This window comes from Pseudomonas sp. ADAK21 (assembly GCF_012935735.1).
Taxonomy (GTDB): domain Bacteria; phylum Pseudomonadota; class Gammaproteobacteria; order Pseudomonadales; family Pseudomonadaceae; genus Aquipseudomonas; species Aquipseudomonas proteolytica.
In genome coordinates this window covers 1,928,932-1,949,688 of sequence record NZ_CP052857.1, presented here as the reverse complement: position 1 = coordinate 1,949,688, position 20,757 = coordinate 1,928,932, and the positions used below count along the sequence as shown (strand labels likewise).

17 protein-coding genes are annotated in these 20,757 nt (G+C 62.0%); 6 read left to right on the top strand and 11 right to left on the bottom strand.

Features of this window, described 5'->3' with window-relative positions; all coding sequences use genetic code 11:
• Positions 1-76: 76 nt before the first annotated feature.
• Together HKK57_RS08975 and oadA are read left to right on the top strand one after the other, a co-directional pair.
• Positions 77-1,492 carry an acetyl-CoA carboxylase biotin carboxylase subunit gene (locus tag HKK57_RS08975; RefSeq protein ID WP_029290035.1) on the top strand — a complete coding sequence of 472 codons (1,416 nt, stop codon included), beginning with the start codon at positions 77-79 and terminating at the stop codon, positions 1,490-1,492.
• Positions 1,493-1,503: 11 nt separating this feature from the next.
• Positions 1,504-3,312 (top strand): sodium-extruding oxaloacetate decarboxylase subunit alpha, encoded by a 1,809-nt coding sequence (oadA, locus tag HKK57_RS08970; protein WP_029290033.1) that lies wholly within the window; start codon positions 1,504-1,506, stop codon positions 3,310-3,312.
• A gap of 66 nt (positions 3,313-3,378) precedes the next feature.
• On the opposite strand, the gene HKK57_RS08965 is transcribed toward oadA, so the two are convergent.
• Positions 3,379-4,647: an autotransporter outer membrane beta-barrel domain-containing protein gene (locus tag HKK57_RS08965; protein WP_169390041.1), complete on the bottom strand. Its 1,269-nt coding sequence runs from the start codon at positions 4,645-4,647 to the stop codon at positions 3,379-3,381.
• Positions 4,648-4,835: 188 nt separating this feature from the next.
• Entirely contained in the window at positions 4,836-5,090 is a 255-nt protein-coding gene (locus HKK57_RS08960; protein ID WP_169389581.1) for a hypothetical protein, read from the bottom strand.
• Here HKK57_RS08960 and HKK57_RS08955 point away from each other — a divergent pair.
• Positions 4,989-6,263 carry a type II toxin-antitoxin system HipA family toxin gene (locus HKK57_RS08955; protein ID WP_169391185.1) on the top strand — a complete coding sequence of 425 codons (1,275 nt, stop codon included), beginning with the start codon at positions 4,989-4,991 and terminating at the stop codon, positions 6,261-6,263. The genes HKK57_RS08960 and HKK57_RS08955 overlap by 102 nt on opposite strands.
• An 8-nt stretch (positions 6,264-6,271) precedes the next feature.
• Positions 6,272-6,538: a helix-turn-helix domain-containing protein gene (locus HKK57_RS08950; RefSeq protein WP_371128935.1), complete on the top strand. Its 267-nt coding sequence runs from the start codon at positions 6,272-6,274 to the stop codon at positions 6,536-6,538.
• Between the two features lie 3 nt (positions 6,539-6,541).
• Here HKK57_RS08950 and HKK57_RS08945 read toward each other — a convergent pair whose 3' ends face one another.
• Together HKK57_RS08945 and HKK57_RS08940 are read right to left on the bottom strand one after the other, a co-directional pair.
• A complete protein-coding gene (locus HKK57_RS08945; protein WP_029290023.1) occupies positions 6,542-7,372 on the bottom strand; it encodes an amino acid ABC transporter permease in 831 nt (276 codons plus the stop codon).
• Entirely contained in the window at positions 7,369-8,190 is an 822-nt protein-coding gene (locus HKK57_RS08940) for an ABC transporter substrate-binding protein (RefSeq protein ID WP_154907136.1), read from the bottom strand. The genes HKK57_RS08945 and HKK57_RS08940 overlap by 4 nt, the downstream gene beginning before the upstream one ends.
• Positions 8,191-8,303: 113 nt before the next feature.
• Here HKK57_RS08940 and HKK57_RS08935 point away from each other — a divergent pair, with 113 nt between their 5' ends.
• Positions 8,304-9,203 carry a homocysteine S-methyltransferase family protein gene (locus tag HKK57_RS08935; RefSeq protein ID WP_169390040.1) on the top strand — a complete coding sequence of 300 codons (900 nt, stop codon included), beginning with the start codon at positions 8,304-8,306 and terminating at the stop codon, positions 9,201-9,203.
• Positions 9,204-9,304: 101 nt separating this feature from the next.
• Here HKK57_RS08935 and HKK57_RS08930 read toward each other — a convergent pair whose 3' ends face one another.
• The 3 genes from HKK57_RS08930 to HKK57_RS08920 are packed head-to-tail and all read right to left on the bottom strand — an operon-like array spanning position 9,305 to position 11,093.
• Positions 9,305-9,976: a GNAT family N-acetyltransferase gene (locus HKK57_RS08930; protein ID WP_070996666.1), complete on the bottom strand. Its 672-nt coding sequence runs from the start codon at positions 9,974-9,976 to the stop codon at positions 9,305-9,307.
• A gap of 36 nt (positions 9,977-10,012) precedes the next feature.
• A complete protein-coding gene (locus tag HKK57_RS08925; RefSeq protein ID WP_070996668.1) occupies positions 10,013-10,459 on the bottom strand; it encodes a GNAT family N-acetyltransferase in 447 nt (148 codons plus the stop codon).
• Positions 10,446-11,093 (bottom strand): FMN-binding negative transcriptional regulator, encoded by a 648-nt coding sequence (locus tag HKK57_RS08920; protein WP_029290014.1) that lies wholly within the window; start codon positions 11,091-11,093, stop codon positions 10,446-10,448. The genes HKK57_RS08925 and HKK57_RS08920 overlap by 14 nt, the downstream gene beginning before the upstream one ends.
• A 101-nt stretch (positions 11,094-11,194) precedes the next feature.
• Here HKK57_RS08920 and pdxR point away from each other — a divergent pair, with 101 nt between their 5' ends.
• Positions 11,195-12,721 carry a MocR-like pyridoxine biosynthesis transcription factor PdxR gene (gene pdxR, locus HKK57_RS08915; RefSeq protein ID WP_070996672.1) on the top strand — a complete coding sequence of 509 codons (1,527 nt, stop codon included), beginning with the start codon at positions 11,195-11,197 and terminating at the stop codon, positions 12,719-12,721.
• 3 nt (positions 12,722-12,724) lie between these two features.
• On the opposite strand, the gene HKK57_RS08910 is transcribed toward pdxR, so the two are convergent.
• The 4 genes from HKK57_RS08910 to HKK57_RS08895 form a co-directional block, all read right to left on the bottom strand.
• Positions 12,725-17,224, bottom strand: a complete 4,500-nt coding sequence (locus tag HKK57_RS08910; protein WP_237150402.1) for a dermonecrotic toxin domain-containing protein — start codon at positions 17,222-17,224, stop codon at positions 12,725-12,727.
• A gap of 241 nt (positions 17,225-17,465) precedes the next feature.
• On the bottom strand, positions 17,466-18,557 hold the full coding sequence (locus HKK57_RS08905) for a polyamine ABC transporter substrate-binding protein (protein ID WP_070996675.1): 1,092 nt from the start codon (positions 18,555-18,557) through the stop codon (positions 17,466-17,468).
• A complete protein-coding gene (locus tag HKK57_RS08900) occupies positions 18,554-19,588 on the bottom strand; it encodes a histone deacetylase family protein (protein ID WP_169390039.1) in 1,035 nt (344 codons plus the stop codon). The genes HKK57_RS08905 and HKK57_RS08900 overlap by 4 nt, the downstream gene beginning before the upstream one ends.
• 136 nt (positions 19,589-19,724) lie before the next feature.
• Positions 19,725-20,717, bottom strand: coding sequence for an AraC family transcriptional regulator (locus HKK57_RS08895; RefSeq protein WP_029290004.1), 993 nt, complete (start codon positions 20,715-20,717; stop codon positions 19,725-19,727).
• Positions 20,718-20,757: the final 40 nt, after the last annotated feature.

Sequence of the window (20,757 nt, the reverse complement as noted above, 5' to 3'; positions counted from 1 at the left end):
CTTGAAACATTTGGTCACGCGCCGACCTGGTCTAGCAGGTCGATGAATGCAGCAATCGGCTCAAGGGAAATTCCAAGTGATAACAAAGATCCTGATCGCCAACCGTGGTGAGATTGCCGTCCGCATCGTGCGGGCCTGTGCCGAAATGGGTATCCGTTCGGTGGCGGTCTATTCCGACGCAGACCGGCATGCCTTGCACGTCAAGCGCGCCGACGAGGCCCACAGCATTGGCGCCGAGCCCCTGGCCGGCTACCTGAACCCGCGCAAGCTGGTGAACCTGGCGGTGGAAACCGGCTGCGACGCATTGCACCCCGGCTACGGCTTCCTGTCGGAAAACGCCGAACTGGCGGATATCTGCGCCGAACGCGGTATCAAATTCATTGGTCCATCGGCCGAAGTGATTCGCCGCATGGGCGACAAGACCGAAGCGCGCCGCAGCATGATCAAGGCGGGTGTGCCGGTCACCCCCGGCACCGAAGGCAACGTTGCCGACATCGCCGAAGCACTGACCGAAGGTGACCGCATCGGCTACCCGGTGATGCTCAAGGCCACCTCCGGTGGTGGCGGGCGCGGCATTCGTCGCTGCAACAGCCGTGAAGAACTCGAACAAGCCTTCCCCCGCGTGATCTCCGAGGCCACCAAGGCCTTCGGCTCGGCGGAAGTGTTCCTGGAAAAATGCATCGTCAATCCCAAGCACATCGAGGCGCAGATCCTCGGCGACAGTTTTGGCAACGTGGTGCATCTGTTCGAGCGCGACTGCTCGATCCAGCGCCGTAACCAGAAGCTCATCGAAATTGCCCCAAGCCCGCAACTGACCCCCGAGCAGCGCGCCTATATCGGCGACCTGTCGGTGCGCGCGGCCAAGGCCGTGGGCTACGAAAATGCCGGCACCGTGGAGTTCCTGCTCGCCGAGGGCGAGGTGTACTTCATGGAGATGAACACCCGGGTGCAGGTGGAACACACCATCACCGAAGAAATCACCGGGATCGACATCGTCCGCGAGCAGATCCGCATCGCGTCCGGCCTGCCGCTGTCGGTAAAACAGGAAGATATCCAGCACCGTGGCTTTGCGTTGCAGTTCCGCATCAACGCCGAAGACCCTAAGAACAACTTTTTGCCCAGCTTCGGCAAGATCACCCGTTACTACGCCCCCGGCGGCCCGGGTGTGCGGACCGATACGGCGATCTACACCGGCTATACCATCCCACCGTTCTACGACTCCATGTGCCTGAAACTGGTGGTGTGGGCGCTGACCTGGGAAGAAGCCATGGACCGCGGCCTGCGTGCCCTGGACGACATGCGCTTGCAAGGCGTGAAGACCACCGCCGCCTACTACCAGGAAATCCTGCGCAATCCGGAATTCCGCAGCGGCCAGTTCAACACCAGTTTTGTGGAAAGCCACCCTGAGCTGACCAACTACTCGATCAAGCGCAAACCCGAAGAGCTGGCCCTGGCCATCGCCGCCGCCATCGCCGCCCACGCAGGCCTGTGAGGAACATTCCAATGTCTAAGAAAATCTTCGTAACCGACACCATCCTGCGCGACGCCCACCAATCGTTGCTGGCGACCCGCATGCGCACTGACGACATGCTGCCGATCTGCGACAAGCTCGACAAAGTCGGCTACTGGTCCCTGGAAGTCTGGGGCGGCGCGACCTTCGACGCCTGCGTACGTTTCTTGAAAGAAGACCCGTGGGAGCGCCTGCGCAAACTGCGCGCCGCGTTGCCTAACACGCGCCTGCAAATGCTTCTGCGTGGCCAGAACCTGCTGGGCTACCGCCACTACAGCGACGATGTGGTCAAGGCCTTCGTCGCCAAGGCCGCCGTGAATGGCATCGACGTGTTCCGCATCTTCGATGCCATGAACGACGTGCGTAACCTGCGCGTGGCCATCGAAGCGGTGAAAGCGGCGGGCAAGCACGCCCAGGGCACCATCGCCTACACCACCAGCCCGGTGCACACCATCGAGGCATTCGTGGCCCAGGCCAAGCAAATGGAAGCCATGGGTTGCGACTCGGTGGCAATCAAGGACATGGCCGGCCTGCTGACCCCGTACGCCACCGGCGAGCTGGTCAAGGCGCTGAAGGCCGAGCAGAGCCTGCCGATCTTTATCCACTCCCACGACACCGCTGGCCTGGCCGCGATGTGCCAACTCAAGGCCATCGAAAACGGTGCCGACCATATCGACACCGCCATCTCCAGCTTCGCCTGGGGCACCAGCCACCCGGGCACCGAGTCGATGGTCGCCGCCCTTAAAGGCAGCGAATTCGACACCGGCCTGGATCTGGAACTGCTGCAGGAAATCGGCCTGTACTTCTACGCCGTGCGCAAGAAGTACCACCAGTTCGAAAGCGAATTCACCGCCGTCGACACCCGCGTGCAAGTCAACCAGGTACCGGGCGGGATGATTTCCAACCTGGCCAACCAGTTGAAAGAGCAGGGCGCCCTCAACCGCATGAGCGAAGTGCTGGCCGAAATCCCGCGGGTGCGCGAAGACCTCGGCTTCCCGCCGCTGGTGACGCCAACCTCGCAGATCGTCGGCACCCAGGCGTTCTTCAACGTGCTGGCCGGCGAGCGCTACAAGACCATCACCAACGAAGTGAAGCTCTACCTGCAGGGCGGCTACGGCAAGGCGCCGGGCACCGTGGACGAGAAACTGCGGCGCCAGGCCATCGGCAGCGAAGACGTGATCGACGTGCGCCCGGCCGACCTGCTCAAGCCGGAAATGACCAAGCTGCGTGGCGAAATCGGCGCGCTGGCCAAGTCTGAAGAAGACGTTCTGACCTACGCCATGTTCCCCGATATCGGACGCAAGTTCCTCGAAGAGCGTGAAGCCGGGACCCTGAGCCCTGAAGTGCTGTTGCCAATCCCTGAAGCCGGCGGCGTGGCCCGTGCCGGCGGCGAAGGCGTGCCGACCGAGTTCGTCATCGACGTACACGGCGAAAGCTACCGCGTCGATATCACCGGTGTCGGCGTCAAGGCCGAAGGCAAGCGTCACTTCTACCTGTCCATCGACGGCATGCCGGAAGAAGTGGTGTTCGAACCGCTCAACGAATTCGTCGGCGGCGGCACTAGCAAACGCAAGCAAGCCAGCGAGCCGGGCCATGTGAGTACGGCCATGCCGGGCAATATCGTGGATGTGCTGGTCAAGGAAGGCGACGTGGTCAAGGCCGGCCAGGCCGTGCTGATCACCGAAGCGATGAAGATGGAGACCGAAGTGCAGGCGGCCATCGCCGGCAAGGTCAGCGCCGTTCATGTGGCCAAGGGCGACCGGGTCAACCCGGGCGAAATCCTGATCGAAATCGAAGGCTGATACACAGCCTTCGACACTACCGCTTAATCCTCGGGGGGCATGTGCCCCCTTTTTTTTGCGCAAAATTCAGAAGGTCAGGGTCCATTGGCCCATGACTGCCTGGCTGGTGCTGCGCGCGCCAACGTCACCGGTGTAAGTCAGGCCGACGCTCTGCGTGGCCGACACTGCCAGCCCCAGCCCGGCCTGCAAGGCCAGGCTGTCGCGGTTCAGCGCGGTGCCCTGGATGGTGAAATCGCTGTTGAACGCGTCCTTGTCCACCCATGCGGAGGACTGGCGCACGCTGCTACCTACATCGCCGTACAGATGCTTCCAGCTCGCGCTGACGTGAGGTTTGAGGCTCATCTGGTTGTCCAGCGTGTAGAGGCTGCTCATGCGCAGACCGAGGGTGGTGCTCAGATTCTGCTGGGTTTGCTCGCCGACGTTGAGGGCGCTCATGCCGCCTTTTTCTTTGAAGCGTTCGCGGTGGTAGCGCTGATAGCCTACGCCGGCGAACGGTTCGACGGTGAAACTGCCGTGGTCCACGCGATAGCCCAGCTCGCTGAGAAGCGTCTGGCTTTGCGCGGTGTACTTGCCCTTGAGCTGCTCCCGATAGTCGATGAAATCAAAGTCGACACTGCGTTTGTTCTGGCCGGCGTGGCTGCTATGGATCGCTCCCAGGCGCAGCGCCAGTGGCCCGTCCTCGCGCACTGCGTAAGCCCCCAGGTGCCAGCTGTCCAGCCCGGCCTTGAAGCGTTTGGCGCTCAGGTCGCTGGTGGATTTGGCGCCCAAGACACCCACGCGCCAGGCAGGGTCCACCGCCCAATCAGCCCCCAGCACCAGGCCTCGGGTACGTTGCTGCAGGCCGGCGCTGCCGTGCTGCCCGCCCAGGCTGGCGCCGCTGCCCAGGCCCTGGAACCAGAAACGCCCGGGGGCATCGCCGTTCCCCTCGCGCATCACTGACAGCAGGCTGGCGTTCAGCGGGGCTAGGCTGTTCTGGGTGGCGCTGCCCAGGTTGGCGTTCTGGCTGCCGGCCAGTTGTTCAAGCACCGCGCCGAGCCTGTTGGGCGCCAGGTTGCTGAAGTAGTGGTAGTCATGGGTAATCCGCTCCAGATCGTAATCGCTCAGAACGCCTGGCTCCCACAATGCGTCTATGGCGTTGTCCAGTACCTGGGCGACGCTGCGGCCGTTGTGGGTGGTGGCGTAGTCGGCGAAATAAAAAGCGCTGGCAGGTACGGGATGTGCCTGCTCGCTGTCGCTGGGTGGCTCCATATCCCCGCGTGCGGCAACCATTGAAATACTGGCAGCGTTCAGCGCGAAGGTCATGACTATGGCAAGTCGCTTGGATGTGTAGGGCATACGGTCCCAACCTCTGATATGTGAGGCAGGGAATTTAGCGAGGTGGCCGGCGTACCACTGTCAGCGGCGGCGTGCGTAGTGCGCGGGAGATGTCTTTAGTCCGGAGCGAATGTACGCGTGCTCAATGTAGGTGAGCTGGTTTGCATTTTATTGCGTTTTTTAACCCGCTTAAGCGCAATAAATGCATTTTATTGCGTAAATAAAGCGGGCTTGGCAATCGCGCATGCACTATATTGCGTAATCAAGCCTGCTTCATTCGCCGAAGGTGCATTAAATTGCCAACGGAAGCCATTCACTCCCTGATGTTGCAAATCTTTAATGCCGGCCATTGGCACGACGCAATGCGGCTGGAGTTTTCCGAGCCTCAAAATGGTTTTGATGGACCCTGTCGGTTTCATTATCGGCAGGACTATCTCGTGGAGCACCTGGACGATATTGAACAAGGTTTTTGTTCTGCTGTGAGTGGGCGGTTTCCTCTGGAGTGGGATGTCACCTTCCTCAAGACGGCTCCTGCCTTCTTGCATGACATTGCACCGGCGGGTGCGGCGAAACGCTTCCTGCTGCAGCGAATGGGCGCCGACAAGCCGGACGATGTCAGCGTCGACTTGTTTCTGCTGGGCCGCTGCACACCGTCGCCTATTGGCAACCTGCGCATCAAGGAGTCCGTCGAGGCATTGGGTGTCAGGCCCGCCGTGGGCTTCAGCCGTCACGATGTGGTCAGTCGCGACAATGGCTTTCTGGAATACGCCTATGAGCAAGGCGCGGCCATTGGCGGCGCGACCGGGGCGGGCGGCGAAGCGCCGAAGTTGTTGATGGCCGAGCATCGCGACGGCCTGCTGTATCCGGACGCTGTTCTTCCCGACGCCGAGGTCGCCCAACACTGGTTTATCAAGTTTGCCCGCAATGGCGCGACCCTCAACGACCAAGCGATCCTCAGGAGCGAATTTCACTACTACAAGGCGCTGCAGGCGCTGGGTATCGAAACCGTCGCCGCCCAAGGGCTGGCGTTGGAAGAGGCGCACAAACCCAGCCTGTGGATGCAGCGTTTTGACCGTAACGTCACGTCGGCGGGCGTCGAGCGGCTGGCCGTCGAGTCGATCTATTCACTGGCGGGGGTCGTTACGCCGGGCAGCTATTTGGATCATCTGCACGTCGTGCAGATGCTCGCCGAACACTGGCGACAGATCGGGCAGGGTGACGGCGTTGCCGACTTGGTCGCCGAGTATTTGCGGCGAGACTTGCTCAATAAAATCCTCGGCAACTCGGATAACCACGGGCGTAACACCTCGATTATCCGCGAGCGCAACTCCATGCGTCTGGCGCCGATTTATGACTTGGCCCCCATGGTCATGGATGCCGAAGGCATCACCCGCACCACCAAGTGGCCCAAGGGCCTGGAAGTGGCCGGTGAAATTGACTGGCAAGGGGTTTGCGGCGCACTCGAGGGCCTGGTTGATCCGCAGCAAGCCTTTGAACGACTGCGCGCCGACGCCGAACACTTGCGGGCGTTGCCGGACATTCTGGTGAACAGTGGTTTGCCCCAGGAAACCTGGAAGCACCCCGCGATCGCGCTCGGCAAACTGGATCAACGTCTACAGCAATGGGGGCTGCGATGACTGTCAGCATGGATACACGCGCCCTGCTGATCCAGGGCATCGAGCAGGGCCTGGCCCAAGGCACCCTGCAAATCGGCGAAGCGGTACGCCGGCTTCGCGTTGAGGTTACGGGCCTGCACCAGAGCCAATTTGCCAGGATGTGCAAGATTTCCGTGCGCACGCTGGTGCATATCGAGCATGGCGAGGGCAATCAGACGCTCAAGTCGTTGAACGCTGTGTTCCGTCCGTTCGGCTTGCAGATGGGGGTGGTCAGGGTGCGCCGTTCGCTGGGCTGAAGCTTAGCCGCGTCGTACATAACCCTTGCCGTAGTGGCGCTCCATACGGGCCTGGATCAGTTCCAGGCCGATGGACAACACCCAGTAAATGATCGCCGCAGTGGTCAGCATCTCGATGTAGCGATAACTGGAGCGGCCATAGGATTGCGCCAGAAACATCACTTCCCAGACACCCATCACCGAAATCAGCGACGAGTCCTTGAGCATCGAGATGAACTGGTTAGTGGTGGGTGGAATGATCGTACGCATGGCTTGTGGCAGGGTGACATGCCAGAAGATCAGGCTGTCACGCATGCCCAGGGCCAGGGCGGCCTCACGTTGGCCATGGGGCACGCCGAGAATACCGGCACGGAAGATCTCGCTCAGGTAAGCCCCGTAGTTGAGCGACAAGGCGATGATCCCGGCGGCGATGGCGCCCGGGACCAGGCCCAGTTGCGGCAGGCCCAGGTAGATCAACAGGATCTGGATCAGCAACGGTGTGCCGCGAAAGAACGACGCATAGAAGCTGGCAATGCCAAAGGCCACGGCGCTTTTCGACAGGCGTCCCAGCGCGGTGACAAACCCCAGCACTGACGAGGCCGCGATCGAACACAGGCACAGAAACAACGTCAGCGCTGCGCCTTGCAGGAAGCCGCTGGGCGCCAGGCTCAGGCCCAGCAGGTTGGGCAGCTTGTCGAGGATGATCGAGAACTTCAGGTCAAAGCTCAGGAAAAAACTCGCGAACAGGGCGAACAGCACCGCCCAGGTCAGGTACAGGCGGGTGCGGAAACCGAAGAGGCGTTGTAGCCGCGATTCGCTAGCCACCGGCTTGGGAGGTGGGGGAAAGGCGGTCATTGGCTGATATCGGCGCCGATCCATTTCTGCGACAGCTTGCTCAAGGTGCCGTCCTGTTTCAGCTGGGCGAAGACTTCACGCACTTTGCTGTCCCACTGCGGGTCGCCTTTCTCGATCGCCACTGAATTGGGTTCTGAGTACAGCGCTTGGCCGGCGAGCTTGAAGCGTTTGTCCTCGGTCAAGCGCGGCTGGGCGGTGACCAGGTTGGTGAGGATCGCATCCAGGCGTACCCCTGCACCCAGGCCGAGGTCCTGGAAGGCTACGTTATCGGTGTCGTAGGGCGCGATCTGCACGTCCTCGAAGGGGTACTGCAATTGCGTGTCTTCGGCGCCTTCGATCACCAGGTTTTTGTTCAGGTAGCTTTCATAGCTGGAGGCGCTGGTAAGCCCGACCTTCTTGCCGCTCAAGTCCTTGGCGCCATGAATGCGATTGTCTTGGGCATTGACCACGATCACCGCCGGTGAGGCGTAGTACTGCACCGGGAAGTCAAATACCTCGGCGCGGGCTTTGCTCGGGGTCATCGAACAGATGCATATATCGTAACGGCCGCTCCAGCGACCGGCTGCGATCACATCCCAGGAGGGCGTTTCCAGACGCAGCTTCACGCCCAGTTTTTGCGCGACCGCCTTGGCCACATCGACGTCGAAGCCATCGAGTTGGTTTTGCTCATTGAGAAATGAGAACGGCGGGTAGCTTTCCATCAGCACGCCGACCAGTTCCTGCTTTTTCTCGATGCGCTCCAGAGTGGCACCGCCAAAGGCTTGGGTAGAGGCGGCCAGAATCGTCAGGCCGAGGGCCAGCAGCGGTGGAAATTTCACGATGAATACCTGAATAAAAAAGAGGTTGTTAATAACCAGAAGGTGCGTATTAAATAGTTATAAGAACGACTCTGATAGTGAGTTATTTTCATAAGCATATGAGTAAAAGGCATATGGGCTCAGTACACACAGTGATTCTCGACGGTGGCATGGGCCGCGAACTGCAGCGCCGTGGCGCGCCGTTTCGCCAGCCAGAGTGGTCTGCGCTGGCCTTGAGCGAAGCCCCGCAAGCGGTGGAAGCGGTGCACGCGGCGTATATCGAGAGCGGCGCCAATGTCATCACCAGCAACAGCTATGCGGTGGTGCCGTTCCATATCGGCGAGGCGCGGTTTGCCGCCGAAGGCCAGGCCCTGGCGGCCTTGGCGGGCGAACTCGCGCGCCGGGCGGTGGATGCCTCGGGCAAGGCGGTACGTGTGGCGGGCTCCTTGCCGCCGTTGTTTGGCTCCTATCGCCCTGACCTGTTTGAAGCCGATCGCGCCCTTGAGCTGCTGGCGCCGCTGGTAGCGGGCCTGGGGCCTCATGTTGATCTGTGGCTGGCGGAAACCCAAAGCTCCATCGTCGAAGCCCGGGCCATTCACGCCGGCCTGCCCGATGACGGCAAACCGTTTTGGCTGTCGTTTACCTTGCGCGACGAAGACACCGATGAGGTGCCGCGCCTGCGTTCGGGCGAACCCGTGGCAGACGCAGCCGAAGCGGCGGCGCAGTTGGGTGTGCAGGTGTTGTTGTTCAACTGCAGCCAGCCGGAGGTGATTGGCGCCGCGATTGACGCTGCGCGGCAGACCTTTGAGCGCCTGGGGCGCGATATCCATATCGGCGCCTACGCCAACGCCTTCCCGCCGCAACCCAAGCAAGCCACGGCCAACGATGGCCTGGACCCGCTGCGCGAAGACCTCGACCCGCCCGGTTACCTGCATTGGGCGGCTGACTGGCAGGCGCGCGGTGCCAGCCATTTGGGCGGTTGCTGCGGGATTGGCCCGGAACACATCGCGGTGTTGGCGCAAAAGCTGGCCTGACCCCAGCGCCATCCAACGAAACCCTTGTGGGTGCCTGACCCACCGCCATAGCAGCCTCGTCGAAGCTCGACAGCTTTGATCTGTACTGCCTTGAGGTGGGATCAGGCCCGGCACTCTGCCAGGCTTCTCACCTGCCCATCTGTCGTCTGGTTGGCATCGGCAAGCCACGCTTCAAACCCGGCACCCACTGTCGGCCACTCCCCATCCAAAATCGAATACCACGCCGTATCGCGGTTCTGTCCCTTGACCACCATGTGCTGGCGGAACACCCCTTCAAAACTGAAGCCCAGGCGTTCGGCTGCGTATTTGGAGCGGGCATTGGCGTTGTTGCACTTCCATTCCAGGCGGCGGTAGCCCAGTTCAAAGGAATGCCTGGCCAGCAGGTACACCGCTTCGGTGCTTTTCGGTGAACGCTGCATCGGGGCGCCAAAGGTGACGTGGCCGATTTCGATGCGGCCCTGGGCCGGGACGATGGACATCAGGCTCAGAATCCCTTGTACCTCACCGCTGGCACGGTCGATCACGCTGAAAAAGTACGGGTCACTGTTGAGCGCGTGATTGTTCAGCCAGGCATCGAAGGCCGCGCGCTCGAGAAATGGGCCGTAGGGCAAATAGTCCCACAGCTTGGGGTCGGCGCCCGGGCCTTGCAGGGCGTGCCACAAGCCATCGGCGTGCCGAGACGGATCGAGTTTTTCCAGGCGAATGAAACGCCCCTCGATCAGTTGAACGCTGGGCGCCGCGACGCCTTTCCAGTCTGCAAGTGAAGTCGACATGCTGTTCTCCAGGGGAGTTGTATTGAGGCCTTGGCTTCAGAGGCCTTTGCGAAACTGGATAAAACCAGGGCGCTCAGCAATACGTTCGTATAACGCAATCGCCGTGGCATTGCTCTCATGGGTCAACCAGTGGACCTTGCAGCAACCATCGGCCTTGGCGGTGGTGTAGACGTATTCGATCAGTTTGCGGCCGATCCCACTGCCGCGTTGCGCCGGTTCTACCAGCAAATCCTGCAGGTAGCAGGAGTTCTCGATGCTCCAGTTGGAGCGATGGTAGATGAAATTGACCATGCCCAGCGCCTTGCCATCCTGCCAGGCCAGGGCCGAGTGCGTCGGCTCGTTGGGGTCGATCAGGCGTTGCCAGGTGCTGGCGCTGACCGTGTCTGGCAGCTCGCTGTTGTAGAAACGCAGGTACGCCTGCCACAGCGGCAACCAGGCGGCATGATCGGCTGCGCTGACCGGGCGGATTTCAATCGGGTGCATGGGGGGCTCCTTGGGGAATGAAGCGGGCGAGGGTCTGGTCGCGTACATCGGGGCTGGCGGCCAGACCGTCACGCACGCCGGCAATGTCTGCTGCGCTGCGGTTCTGGCTGAGTTTGCGCTTGCCCAGCAAACGCTCGATGGGCAGGGCGAAACCGACGATGGCCTTGAGCATGCCTTGAATGTAGTCGTCCGGCGCGTCGCTGACTTTCCAGGGCTGCGCGCGCGCCGATTCATGGCGGTCGGTCAGGGCGCTGACCAGTGCCAGCAGGCGCTCGGCGTCGGTGAACACATCGGCCTGGCCGTAAGCATGCACCGCGAGGTAATTCCAGGTCGGCACCACTTTGCCGTGTTCCGCCTTGGCCGGGTAAAAGCTCGGGCTGACATAGGCCTCGGCACTGGCAAAAATCACCAGGGCCTGGCTGCCGCTCTGCAGGTCCTGCCATTGCCGGTTGGCCTTGGCCAGGTGCCCGTAGAGGGTGCCATGGGGGCCCTCGTCGGGCTTGAGCAGCAGCGGTAGGTGGCTGGCTTGCAGGCCTTGTTCGCCAACGGTCACCAACTGGGCCAAGCGCGTGTGTTGGATCAGTTGGTGCAGTTCAGGCAAATCGTCGAGGGCAAAGGCGCGGGGTGTGTACATGGAGATTTTCCTTGGCGAATGCCAGCATCCTAGGCAGGCTAATGGTTCGTTGTAAGAGCCATCTTGTGCTCATTTCATAGGACCAATGCCGGAGCTGCCACATGCCGCCCATCGAGCCCCCGCTGTCTTTCAACCCGGCAGGCATTGAGCTGGACCGCCGGCAGGGCCTGACGCGCCAGCTTTACCTGGCCTTGCGCCAGCGCATCCTCGATGCACGCCTGGTCAGCGGTACGCGGCTGCCAGCCAGCCGTGATCTGGCGGCGGCGCTGGGGATTTCCCGCAACAGCGTGGTGCGGGCCTACGATCAGCTGTATGCCGAAGGTTTTATCGAGGGCCGGGTAGGGGATGGGACGTATGTGGCGCAGTTGCCGGAAAAATTATCCACAAAACTGTCCACAGGGTTTTCAACAGGCTTATCCCCAGCTTTATCCACAATTGATGCCGATCCGGCGGCAAATTCTCGCAAAAAAGTTATCCACAGCCCGGCTTTGGATCGTTTGCAAACCCATCATTTACCCCTGCCTCCCAGTGGGCCGCCCCGGGCTTTTCGGGTGGGCGTGCCGGCATTTGACCTGTTCCCTTTTGACGTGTGGGCCAAGCTGAATGCGGCTTTCTGGCGCAAGCCGGACTTGCAGCAACTGTGCTATGGCGACCCGGCCGGCGATGAGCGGCTGCGGGGCTTGATTGCCGCCTATTTGCGCAACGCCCGGGGCCTGCAGTGCAACGCTGCGCAAATAGTGATCACCAGTGGCGCGCAACAGGCAATCAGCCTTTGTGCACAGTTGCTGGTGCGGCCGGGAGATGGCGTAGCGATTGAAAATCCCGGCTACCGCGCTGCCGGGCACGCCTTCGCCATTGCTGGCGCACAGATGCAGGGTGTGACGGTGGATGCAGAAGGTATCGACTGCACCGCGCTGGGGGACAATCGTGTGGTCTACGTCACGCCCTCCCATCAATACCCGCTGGGGGTGGTCATGAGTCTGGCGCGGCGCCTGGAGTTGCTGGCCTGGTCCGAGCGCAGCGACGGTTGGATCGTCGAGGATGATTACGACGGCGAATACCGCTACAGCGGCGCCCCCCTGGCACCCTTGGCCGCGCTGGATCGCAGTGGTCGGGTGCTGTACGTCGGCACCTTTGGCAAGGTTGCGTTTCCGGCGTTGCGCCTGGGCTATCTGGTATTGCCGCCGGGGCTGGTGGACGCGTTCGCCCGGCGCCGTGCGGTGGACGTGCGCCATTCGGAAGTCAGCACCCAGGCAGTCATGGCTGAATTTATGGCCAGCGGGCATTTCCAGCGACATATCCGGCGCATGCGCCGTGCTGCGTTGAGTCGGCGCAATGCCCTGTTGGCGGGCTGGCCGCAGGGTGTGCCCGGCATGGGCAGCCTGCCTGTTGTCACGGCGGGGCTGCACCTGACCGTGCGGGTGGACAGCCTGGCGCGGGAGCGGGAATTGCTGGACCTGGCCGCCAAAGCCGATGTCGAAATCAACGGCTTGAGCAGCTATTGGCTGCCCGACTCCCTTGAGCCGCAGGACCAGCGTGCCGGCCTGGTGCTGGGTTTTGCCGCCGTGCCTGAAGAGGCCATCACCCAGGCCCTGGCGCGGCTGCGCAAGGCCTGGCGGGCCGACTGAGGGTCAGGTGTTGAAAAACAGCTTGTTGGCCAATGGCAGGCGGATTTCGCTGCGATAAATCGCGATCTGGTCACGGTCATTGCTGCTCGTGGCCTGGAAGGCGCCGCCGAGTTTCTGCTGCTCACGGGTCTTCAGATGCCCGGCGGTGTAGTCAGGCAGCGCCGCTTGTGGTGACCCGTAGTGAAAGTGCGCGTACCACAGCACCTCGTGGGTTTGATGGTCACGTACCTCGTATTCGTCCAGGTAGTTCTTGCCCGGTCCTTTGAGCCGCCGGCGGTTGACGACCTTGGCAATTTCCACCAGCCCCTTGTCGTACAGCCATTCGACTCGGGCGGCCGTGGGCGGTTGTTGCTTGGTCATGCTGATGCGCGTCTGTGTGCCCTTTTCGTAAAGGCGCTCGGCCGTGTCGTTGAGCTGTTTGTTGAGGGTGGCAGCGGAAGGGCGGTCACTTTCGGTCAGATTGAGTTCGGTGAGCGCCTGTTCAATCGTGCTGACCGCACGCTCCAGGCGGGCGGCATACTGGTGGAACATCTCTTCGATTTCCACCGGGATCCGCCCGGCTTTTTTTGAGTGGGAGATGATGCGCTGGGTCGCCTCGGGCTCGCCTTCGAGCACGCTTTTGCCCGCGTTGATGCTGACGCCCAGGTCCACCGCCGGAGGCGGCCGCGAGGTGCTGGCCTGCTGCTCGCGCTCGACCCAGACCCCTGGGGTTTTTTCGTGGAAGGTGGCAATCACCTTGCCCGTCATGGGTTCCTTCACGTCCACCAGATCGCTTTGGATTTCCCGAGGCTCGCCCACCACCACGCCGTCGAAGCGGGTCTTGATGATTTTCTTTTTCGGCGTTTGCACAACCTTGGCGGTCTCGGGCTTGGGTTCCAGGGCTTTTCTTTCGCGCAAGCATTGCGCCAGATTCTGCTCCGCGCGGCGGGCGAACTCGTCGATGTGCTGGCGCAGGCTCTCCAGCGGCTCGCGCAGCACCTGCTCCGGGTGCTCGGCGTGCAGGTCCAGCAAGCGCTGGTCGTTGATCGCAAACTGGTCGAGCAGGCTGTTGAGCGCTTCGATGCGCTCATCCAGGGAGCTTTCACTGATGGTGCTGACCATTTCGATCAGGCTCTGGATGTGAACGTCCGCCGCCTCGCTGATGTCATGCAGGCGCGCGCGCGCATCGACAAAGGCCTCGCCCTTGCCTTCCTTGATGCACAGGTAGCGCTGCAGGGTGATGTTGTAAGCCTTCAGGTCCGGCAGGGCGAGGTTGGGCAGCGCCTGCATCGTGGCCTGGATCACCCTGGCGCCTTCGATCCCGAGGTTTTCCAGTTGGCGAAAACGGGTGTCGATGTATTCCAGGCGCTGGATCATATCCACGGTCAAGGTCGACATGGCCTGTGCCTGCGCGGCTTGCTCCCTGGGGTTGGGCGCTCCCTCGGTCTCTATCGCGGCCAAGGTCGAGGACAGCAGGGCGCGAAACGGCTCCAGGCGTTCGGCGATGACGGAGCGGGTCAGCAGCACCTGCTTGTTCAGGTAATCGATCATGTAGCCCTGATAATTGGGCACGGTGTCGATAATGTTCAGCGACCGCAGTTGACGGATCGGGACCTCGTATTCGGCCCTGCGCTCGTCGGCTTTTTCGATGAAGGACTCGCGGCGCTCCCCGGTGGAAGGGCCCGCGCCGGTGCCGATCTCGGCGTAGGCAGCAGAGATCTGCGATTGGCGGAGATTTTCAGTGGCGTCAAAGCGATTGAGTTTGTCCTTCAGGTCGCTGATGCGCGAAGGTTTTTCGGCCTGGGCGGCGCGTCGGCGGTTCCGGAAGCCACCCCCGCGCAGGCGCAGGCGGGTATCGATAAACCACTGGCCGGCCAGGTTGGACTGCAGCAAGGGGCCGGTGCGCGAAGGCGTGTTGGGGTCGATGATCACCACGTTGGAATGGCTGTCGACGTTGACTTCGAACCAGCGCTCTGCCACCGGCGCATACCACTTTTCCCCCTGCGGATAGAGGTGCAGGTGCAGGCCCGGCGTCTTGTTCTGGGCGCCCAGCCCTGTGGGCCTGCTGACTTTGAAACCGTCGAGCGTCGCGGCCAGCCTTGTGGGAAGGCTGTTCAGGGCACCGCTGGTGTACAGCGTGTCTTGATGCCGCGCCTGCAGCTCGGGTTCGCTGAGATTGGGCTGTTTCACCACTACCACCTTGCGAACCGGTGTGGCGGGTTCTTCGACCGGTACCGGTGGCGTTGCCGGTAGACGTTTGAGGGCTTCGACCTGCTTGGGCGGATGGCGCAGGGCGACGTGCAGGATCAGCGCCATACCCAGGTTCAGCAACAGGTCGGCCTCGGCAGCCCAGGAGGCCTGCGGGTCGTCGAGCTCCTGAGCCTGCTCGATGGTCTGCAAGTCGTCCATGATTTGCCAGATCCACGCGGCGATTCCCAGCGTGCGCCCGAAAAAAGGCAACACCGCGCTGAAAATCTGCCAGGCCGCCTGGCGGTAAGACGCCCAGCGTTTCTGCACATTGGACACCGATTGCCGGGTCGCCAGTTCGACCAGCGCGTTGGCATTGGCGGTGAATAGCGTGTGCAGGGTGTCATTGCCCAGCACCTCATCGCTCAAGGCGATGGGGCCACTCATATACAACAGGGTCTGCGACTCGATCAGCCCCCTCACCACCGTCCAGGGCGAGGGCAATTTATAGGGGAACACGTATTGGGCGTAGTTGAAGCGTGCGCCCTCCGGTAGCCAGGCCAGTACCGATTCGCGCAGGTCGTGGTCATGTTTGATGGCGTAAAGCAGGTTTTGCCGGGACGGGAATTGAATGAGCGACGGGTTCAGCAACGGCCGGTACAGCAGGCAGGGGCCACGCGTGTGATCACGGGGGCCGATCACAAACATGTTGGCGACGACATCCTGTTCGCGGGTGGGGCGCAGTGTCGGCACAAAGCCCAGCGCCCGGATGACGATCTCTTGCCCTTCGACCTTGCGCTCATGTGGCTCCACCTGCATGGCAGCGGCAACGTAGCGAAAGCCCTGGCCGTCGATGCCATGCTTGTGCTGAACCTTCCATTGCAGGGCCTGCAGGGGCAATTGCACCCGCAGGTGCATGGCGTACAGGGTCTGCCGGCGCTTGGATTCCAGGGGGGCATCCAGCAGCTTCTGTTTAATCAAGGCCGGGTAGTGCTTGCCGATGTCGAGGTCTTCGATCACGCCTTTGAGGTAGCGGTAAGACAACCACGCGGGTGCCTGGCTGCCCTTGTGGAGCACACGGGCCTGGCCGGTGGGAAGGCCGGCAAGGTTTTCCAGCGCCAGGTCTATCAGGCCGCGGCGGGTCGTGGTGTTGGGGCCGGGCACGACAAAGGTGCCCCACACTTGCGGGCTTTCGATGATGATCTCGATGTCGTCCACCTCAAGATGGGCACCCTCTCGATGGGCCTGAATGCGGTCCTGCAACTGTTGCCGGGCGTAGGTGCGGATTGGCGCAATGCCGTCGTTGAACAACCGGCCTTGGTTATGGGTGTGCAGTTCGGCCAGGCCTACCAACAGGTGGCTGTAAAGGGACACGTCGAGGTCTGAAGCATCAGCCAGCCAAGGTGGAATACGCTCATGGATGTGGCGGATATTGGACAGTTCGTGATCGCTCAACTCTTCAATGCCCGGCAGGATGCGGGCGATGATCGGGCTTGGCTCGCCATCGTCTGCGCTGCCTGGCGAATCGGTGTCGACCAAAGCGCCAATCACCCCGATCTGCATGGCGATCAAGGCACAGGCCTGGTGGTCGAAATAGTTTGCCGGGGGTTCGTACAACCGCCAGTGCAAGGACAGGTCCGGGTGGGTGCGGGACAGTGTGGCGGGTAGGGTTTGCTCCAGTTGTTCGAGGGAGTCGAACCGTTGATAACCTTGCGCCAGCGAGTGCATCAGAATCAGAGGGCGTTGCTCGTGCTCGCCGATCAGCACCGCCGTGCCCGAGAGGCCGAGGTGGCGTGTTTGCCCGTTACTCAGGGTATCGATGTCGATCAGGTAGGCGCGGGATTTGTACGGATCTTGAGCGGTGCGTGTGGCGTGCTCGGGGTACTGGAAAAATATTCTGGCCATCGCGCATTCCTGCGCGCTCCAGCCTTCATGCTCGGTGACGTTCCAGACTCTGCGCAACATGTTGGAGAAGGCTTTCCAACGTGGTCCTGTACCGGTGTTGGAGGTATTCCAGTAGTCCAGTTGCTGCTCTTGAAAGGCACTGAACAACAGGTTGGACAGCTCGTTTATCAGGCGTGCGATGGCATCGATTTGCACCGGCAGGTGAACGGGGGGCTGTGCCGAAGGGGTCAGCGTGAGGAAATGCTCGCCGTCGATATAGTCCACCGGTTCGGGCGACAACGCCTGGCGCGCCAGAATACTGGTCAACGACTCGCAAAGGGGCGCAAGCGGTTGTATGTCGCTGAGGGTAATACGCCAGCGGGGGGTGACCACCACCGCCAGGTCCGGGTCGATATCCAGCAGCGGGTATTGCTCCTTGAGCGCCGAGCGCAAGGTGGCGGCGGCAACGTCCCGGCTCGAAGGGCCGGTCGTCAGTTGGGTGAGCAGGTCGTAGGTACTGGGGGGGGCGATTGATCGCGTTGCTCTGGTTAGCGGTAGGGGATTGATTGGGCATCTTCAGCTCCTTGATGGTGGACAGACCTTCAGAGGCGCAAGGTACTGACCGCAGGCGCTGCGATGACGGTAGATAGTTGCGGCCCACCCCGGTTCGGCGGTGGGCGGCAAGGGGGCAACCTCAGGTGCCGGACTTGATCCGCGTCCAGGCGCGGGTCCTGGCGCGTTCTGCCTTGCTGTCCAGAGGCTTGAGGGTATAGAGCGTCGCCATGGCGGCTTCGGTGGGGTACAGGTTGGGGTTGTTGCGTATGGCCGGGGCAACCTGCGCGGTGGCGTCCTTATTGGGGTTGGGGTAACCGACAAAGTCACTGATGGGCGCAATCACCTGGGGCTGTAGCAGGTAGTTGATAAAGGTGTAGGCGTCCTGCGGATTCTTCGCCCCCTTGGGAATGGCAAGCATGTCGAACCAGATCGGCGCGCCTTCCTTGGGCAGGCGCATGTCGACGGTCACGCCATTGTTGGCTTCCTTGGCGCGGTTGGCGGCCTGGGAAAAGCTGCCGGAATAACCGACCGCCACGCAGATGTCGCCGTTGGCGATATCGGCCATGTACTTGGATGAATGAAAGTAGGTGATGTACGGGCGGATCTCGAGCAGCAGGGCCTGGGCTTTTTCATAGTCCGCAGGCTTGTTGCTGTTGGGGTCCAGGCCCAGGTGCTGCAGGGCCAGTGGCAGGATCTCGGACGGCGAGTCCAGCAGGGCGACGCCGCACTGCTTGAGTTTGCTGATGTTCTCTTGCTTGAAGATCAGGTCCCAGCTGTCCACCGGTGCATCGGCGCCCAGGGCGGCCTTGACCTTGTCCGGGTTGAAGCCGATGAGGATGGTGCCGTACATGTAGGGCACCGCGTGTTTGTTGCCGGGATCGTTGGCCTCGATCAGCTTCATCAGCTTGGGATCGAGGTGGTTCCAGTTGGGCAACTGGCTGCGGTCCAGGGGCTGGAACACCCCGGCCTCGATCTGCTTGGCCAGGAACACATTGGACGGCACCACCACGTCATACCCGGAGTTGCCGGTCAGCAGCTTGGCTTCCAGGGCCTCGTTGGTGTCGAAGATGTCGTACACCAGTTTGATCGCCGGGTTCTGCGCCTTGAACTCTTCCAGGGCCTTGGGCGTGATGTAGTCGAACCAGTTGTAGACCCGCAGGGTTTTTTCGTCGGCGTGGGCGGCGGTGCTGAACACGGCAGCGCAGAGCATAAGCGACTTGAGCATGTTCATTGGGCTGCCCCCTCAAAACCTTCGAGCACGTTGACGGCGTTGATGCCGATTTCTGCCACTGCGTAGCCGCCTTCCATCACAAACAGCGTCGGCTTGCCCAGGCGCGCGATACGCGCGCCCATGGCCAGGTAGTCCGGGCTGTCGAGCAAAAATTGCGAGATGGGATCGTCCTTGAACGTGTCCACGCCCAGGGACACCACGATGATCTCGGCGCCATAGCTCTCGATCTTGCGGCAGGCCTGTTCCAGCGCAGCGCTCCAGGTGTCCCAGGCGGAACCGGCCGGCAGCGGGTAATTGAAGTTGAAGCCCTCGCCGGCACCTTCGCCCAACTCATCGCCATACCCGAGGAAGAACGGAAACTCGGCCTGCGGATCTCCATGGATCGAAGTGAACAGCACATCGCTGCGCGCGTAGAAGATCGACTGGGTGCCGTTGCCATGGTGGTAATCCACATCGAGGATCGCGACCTTTGTACAGCCCTGGTCGATAAAGGCCTGGGCGGCGATGGCGGCGTTGTTGAGGTAGCAATAACCGCCCATCAAGTCGCCGGCGGCGTGATGCCCTGGCGGTCGGCACAAAGCAAAGGCGCTGTGGGCGCCCTGTTGGATCGCCTGTTGCGCCGTCAGTGCGACCTGCGCCGCGCTGTAGGCCGCTTGCCAGGTACCGGCGGTAATCGGCGCGCCGCCGTCGAAGCTGTAATAGCCCAGTTGGCCGTGCAGGCTGGTGGGCAGCACGCGGCGCAAGGTGCGGGCGGGCCAGGTGTAGGGCAGCAGGTCGCCGTCCTGGCGCATTTCTACCCAGCGGGCCCACGCGCCCTGGAAGAAGTCGAGGTAGTCGCGGCTGTGGATGCGTTGCAGTGGCGCCAGGCCAAAGTCCTGGGGCGCTTGCACCGGGCCCAGTTCACGGTCCTTGACCCGTTGCAGCACGTGATCGGCCCGCGAGGGCATTTCAAAGCAGGGCATCAATTGCCCGTCCATCAATTCGCAACGGCCGTGGTGCAGGTGGTGATCGTCCGAGTAGATCGTCAGCATTTTTGTTGTGCTCCGCAGGCTGCTTGGGATGCCTTGCAGTGTTGCGGGGTACACCGGTTTGGAGAACGGCAGGAGCGGCCAAAAGGGGATAAATATGGCCAGATTATCTGTCCGTAATTCGCCCCTCCATGGAGCGTCATGCTCGAAATTGGCTCGGCGCCACGCCGCTCCAGCGTACAAAGGCATGCCGGAAGCTCGCGGTCTCGCTGAAACCCAACTGCTCGGCGATTCGGTAGATCGGCCACTGGTCTTGCGCCAACAGTTGCTTGGCGCGCTCAAAGCGCAGTTCGTCCAGCAGCTCCTGATAGCTGCAGCCCAGGTCGTGCAAGCGGCGGCGCAGGGTGCGCGGCGAACAGTTCATCTGCTGGGCCAGGCCATCGAGCCCCGGTGCCGCATGCAGTTGCGCCGTGAGCAATTGGCGCACCCGCCCCAGCCAGGCCTCGCGCCCGGTGAATTCGGTGTTCTGTTTGCGGCAGCGCTCGGCCATGGCCCGGTGGGTCACGGTGTCGGCCAGGGGCAAAGGTTGGGCGAGCCAGCGCTGGTCAAAGGCGAACGCATTGGCCGTGGCCTGGAACTGCAAACGGCAGTCGAAGCACTCGGCGTAGCGCGCCTGATAATCCGGCGCAGCATGCTCGAAGCGTGCACCCAACAAGGGCAGCGGGTGACCGAGCAGATCGTCGCAGATCACCTTCAACGACCCCAGGCACAGCTCCACATTGAACGCGGTCAGCGCCGGGCTCTCTCGGTAATCGCTGGCGGTGAACCAGATACGCTCGCCGTCTTCCACAAGGCTCAGTTCGAACAGTGTTCCCAACAGCGCCGGATAACGCAGGGCCAGGCGCAAAGCGTCACCGAAAGTGGCACTGGTGAGCAGGGCATAGCCGAGCATGCCGTAGGCCGATACGTGCATGCGCCGTCCCACGATCAGCCCGATATCGCGCTGCAAGGCCACCGCATTGGCGCACACCTGCATCTCCTGGTGCGTGGCGATGCGTGTGTCGGCGCGGCTCAAGTCCGCCGCACAGATACCGCTGCCGGCCAGCAGCGCTTCGGCGGGCAAGCCTTCGGCCTTGAAGGTGCTGAGCACCAGGGAAACGGCATTGAGGGTGGTGAGGTGGGAGTGCAGCATGGGAACTTCCAGCCAGGGGATGGCTGGAAGTGGAGCAAGT

Coding starts and splice junctions, on each gene's coding strand:
- oadA (WP_029290033.1), top strand. CDS start 1,504: ATGTCTAAGAAAATCTTCGTAACCGACACCATCCTGCGCGACGCCCAC.
- HKK57_RS08965 (WP_169390041.1), bottom strand. CDS start 4,647: ATGCCCTACACATCCAAGCGACTTGCCATAGTCATGACCTTCGCGCTG.
- HKK57_RS08955 (WP_169391185.1), top strand. CDS start 4,989: ATGCGGCTGGAGTTTTCCGAGCCTCAAAATGGTTTTGATGGACCCTGT.
- HKK57_RS08950 (WP_371128935.1), top strand. CDS start 6,272: ATGGATACACGCGCCCTGCTGATCCAGGGCATCGAGCAGGGCCTGGCC.
- HKK57_RS08945 (WP_029290023.1), bottom strand. CDS start 7,372: ATGACCGCCTTTCCCCCACCTCCCAAGCCGGTGGCTAGCGAATCGCGG.
- HKK57_RS08935 (WP_169390040.1), top strand. CDS start 8,304: ATGGGCTCAGTACACACAGTGATTCTCGACGGTGGCATGGGCCGCGAA.
- HKK57_RS08930 (WP_070996666.1), bottom strand. CDS start 9,976: ATGTCGACTTCACTTGCAGACTGGAAAGGCGTCGCGGCGCCCAGCGTT.
- HKK57_RS08925 (WP_070996668.1), bottom strand. CDS start 10,459: ATGCACCCGATTGAAATCCGCCCGGTCAGCGCAGCCGATCATGCCGCC.
- HKK57_RS08920 (WP_029290014.1), bottom strand. CDS start 11,093: ATGTACACACCCCGCGCCTTTGCCCTCGACGATTTGCCTGAACTGCAC.
- pdxR (WP_070996672.1), top strand. CDS start 11,195: ATGCCGCCCATCGAGCCCCCGCTGTCTTTCAACCCGGCAGGCATTGAG.
- HKK57_RS08905 (WP_070996675.1), bottom strand. CDS start 18,557: ATGAACATGCTCAAGTCGCTTATGCTCTGCGCTGCCGTGTTCAGCACC.
- HKK57_RS08900 (WP_169390039.1), bottom strand. CDS start 19,588: ATGCTGACGATCTACTCGGACGATCACCACCTGCACCACGGCCGTTGC.
- HKK57_RS08895 (WP_029290004.1), bottom strand. CDS start 20,717: ATGCTGCACTCCCACCTCACCACCCTCAATGCCGTTTCCCTGGTGCTC.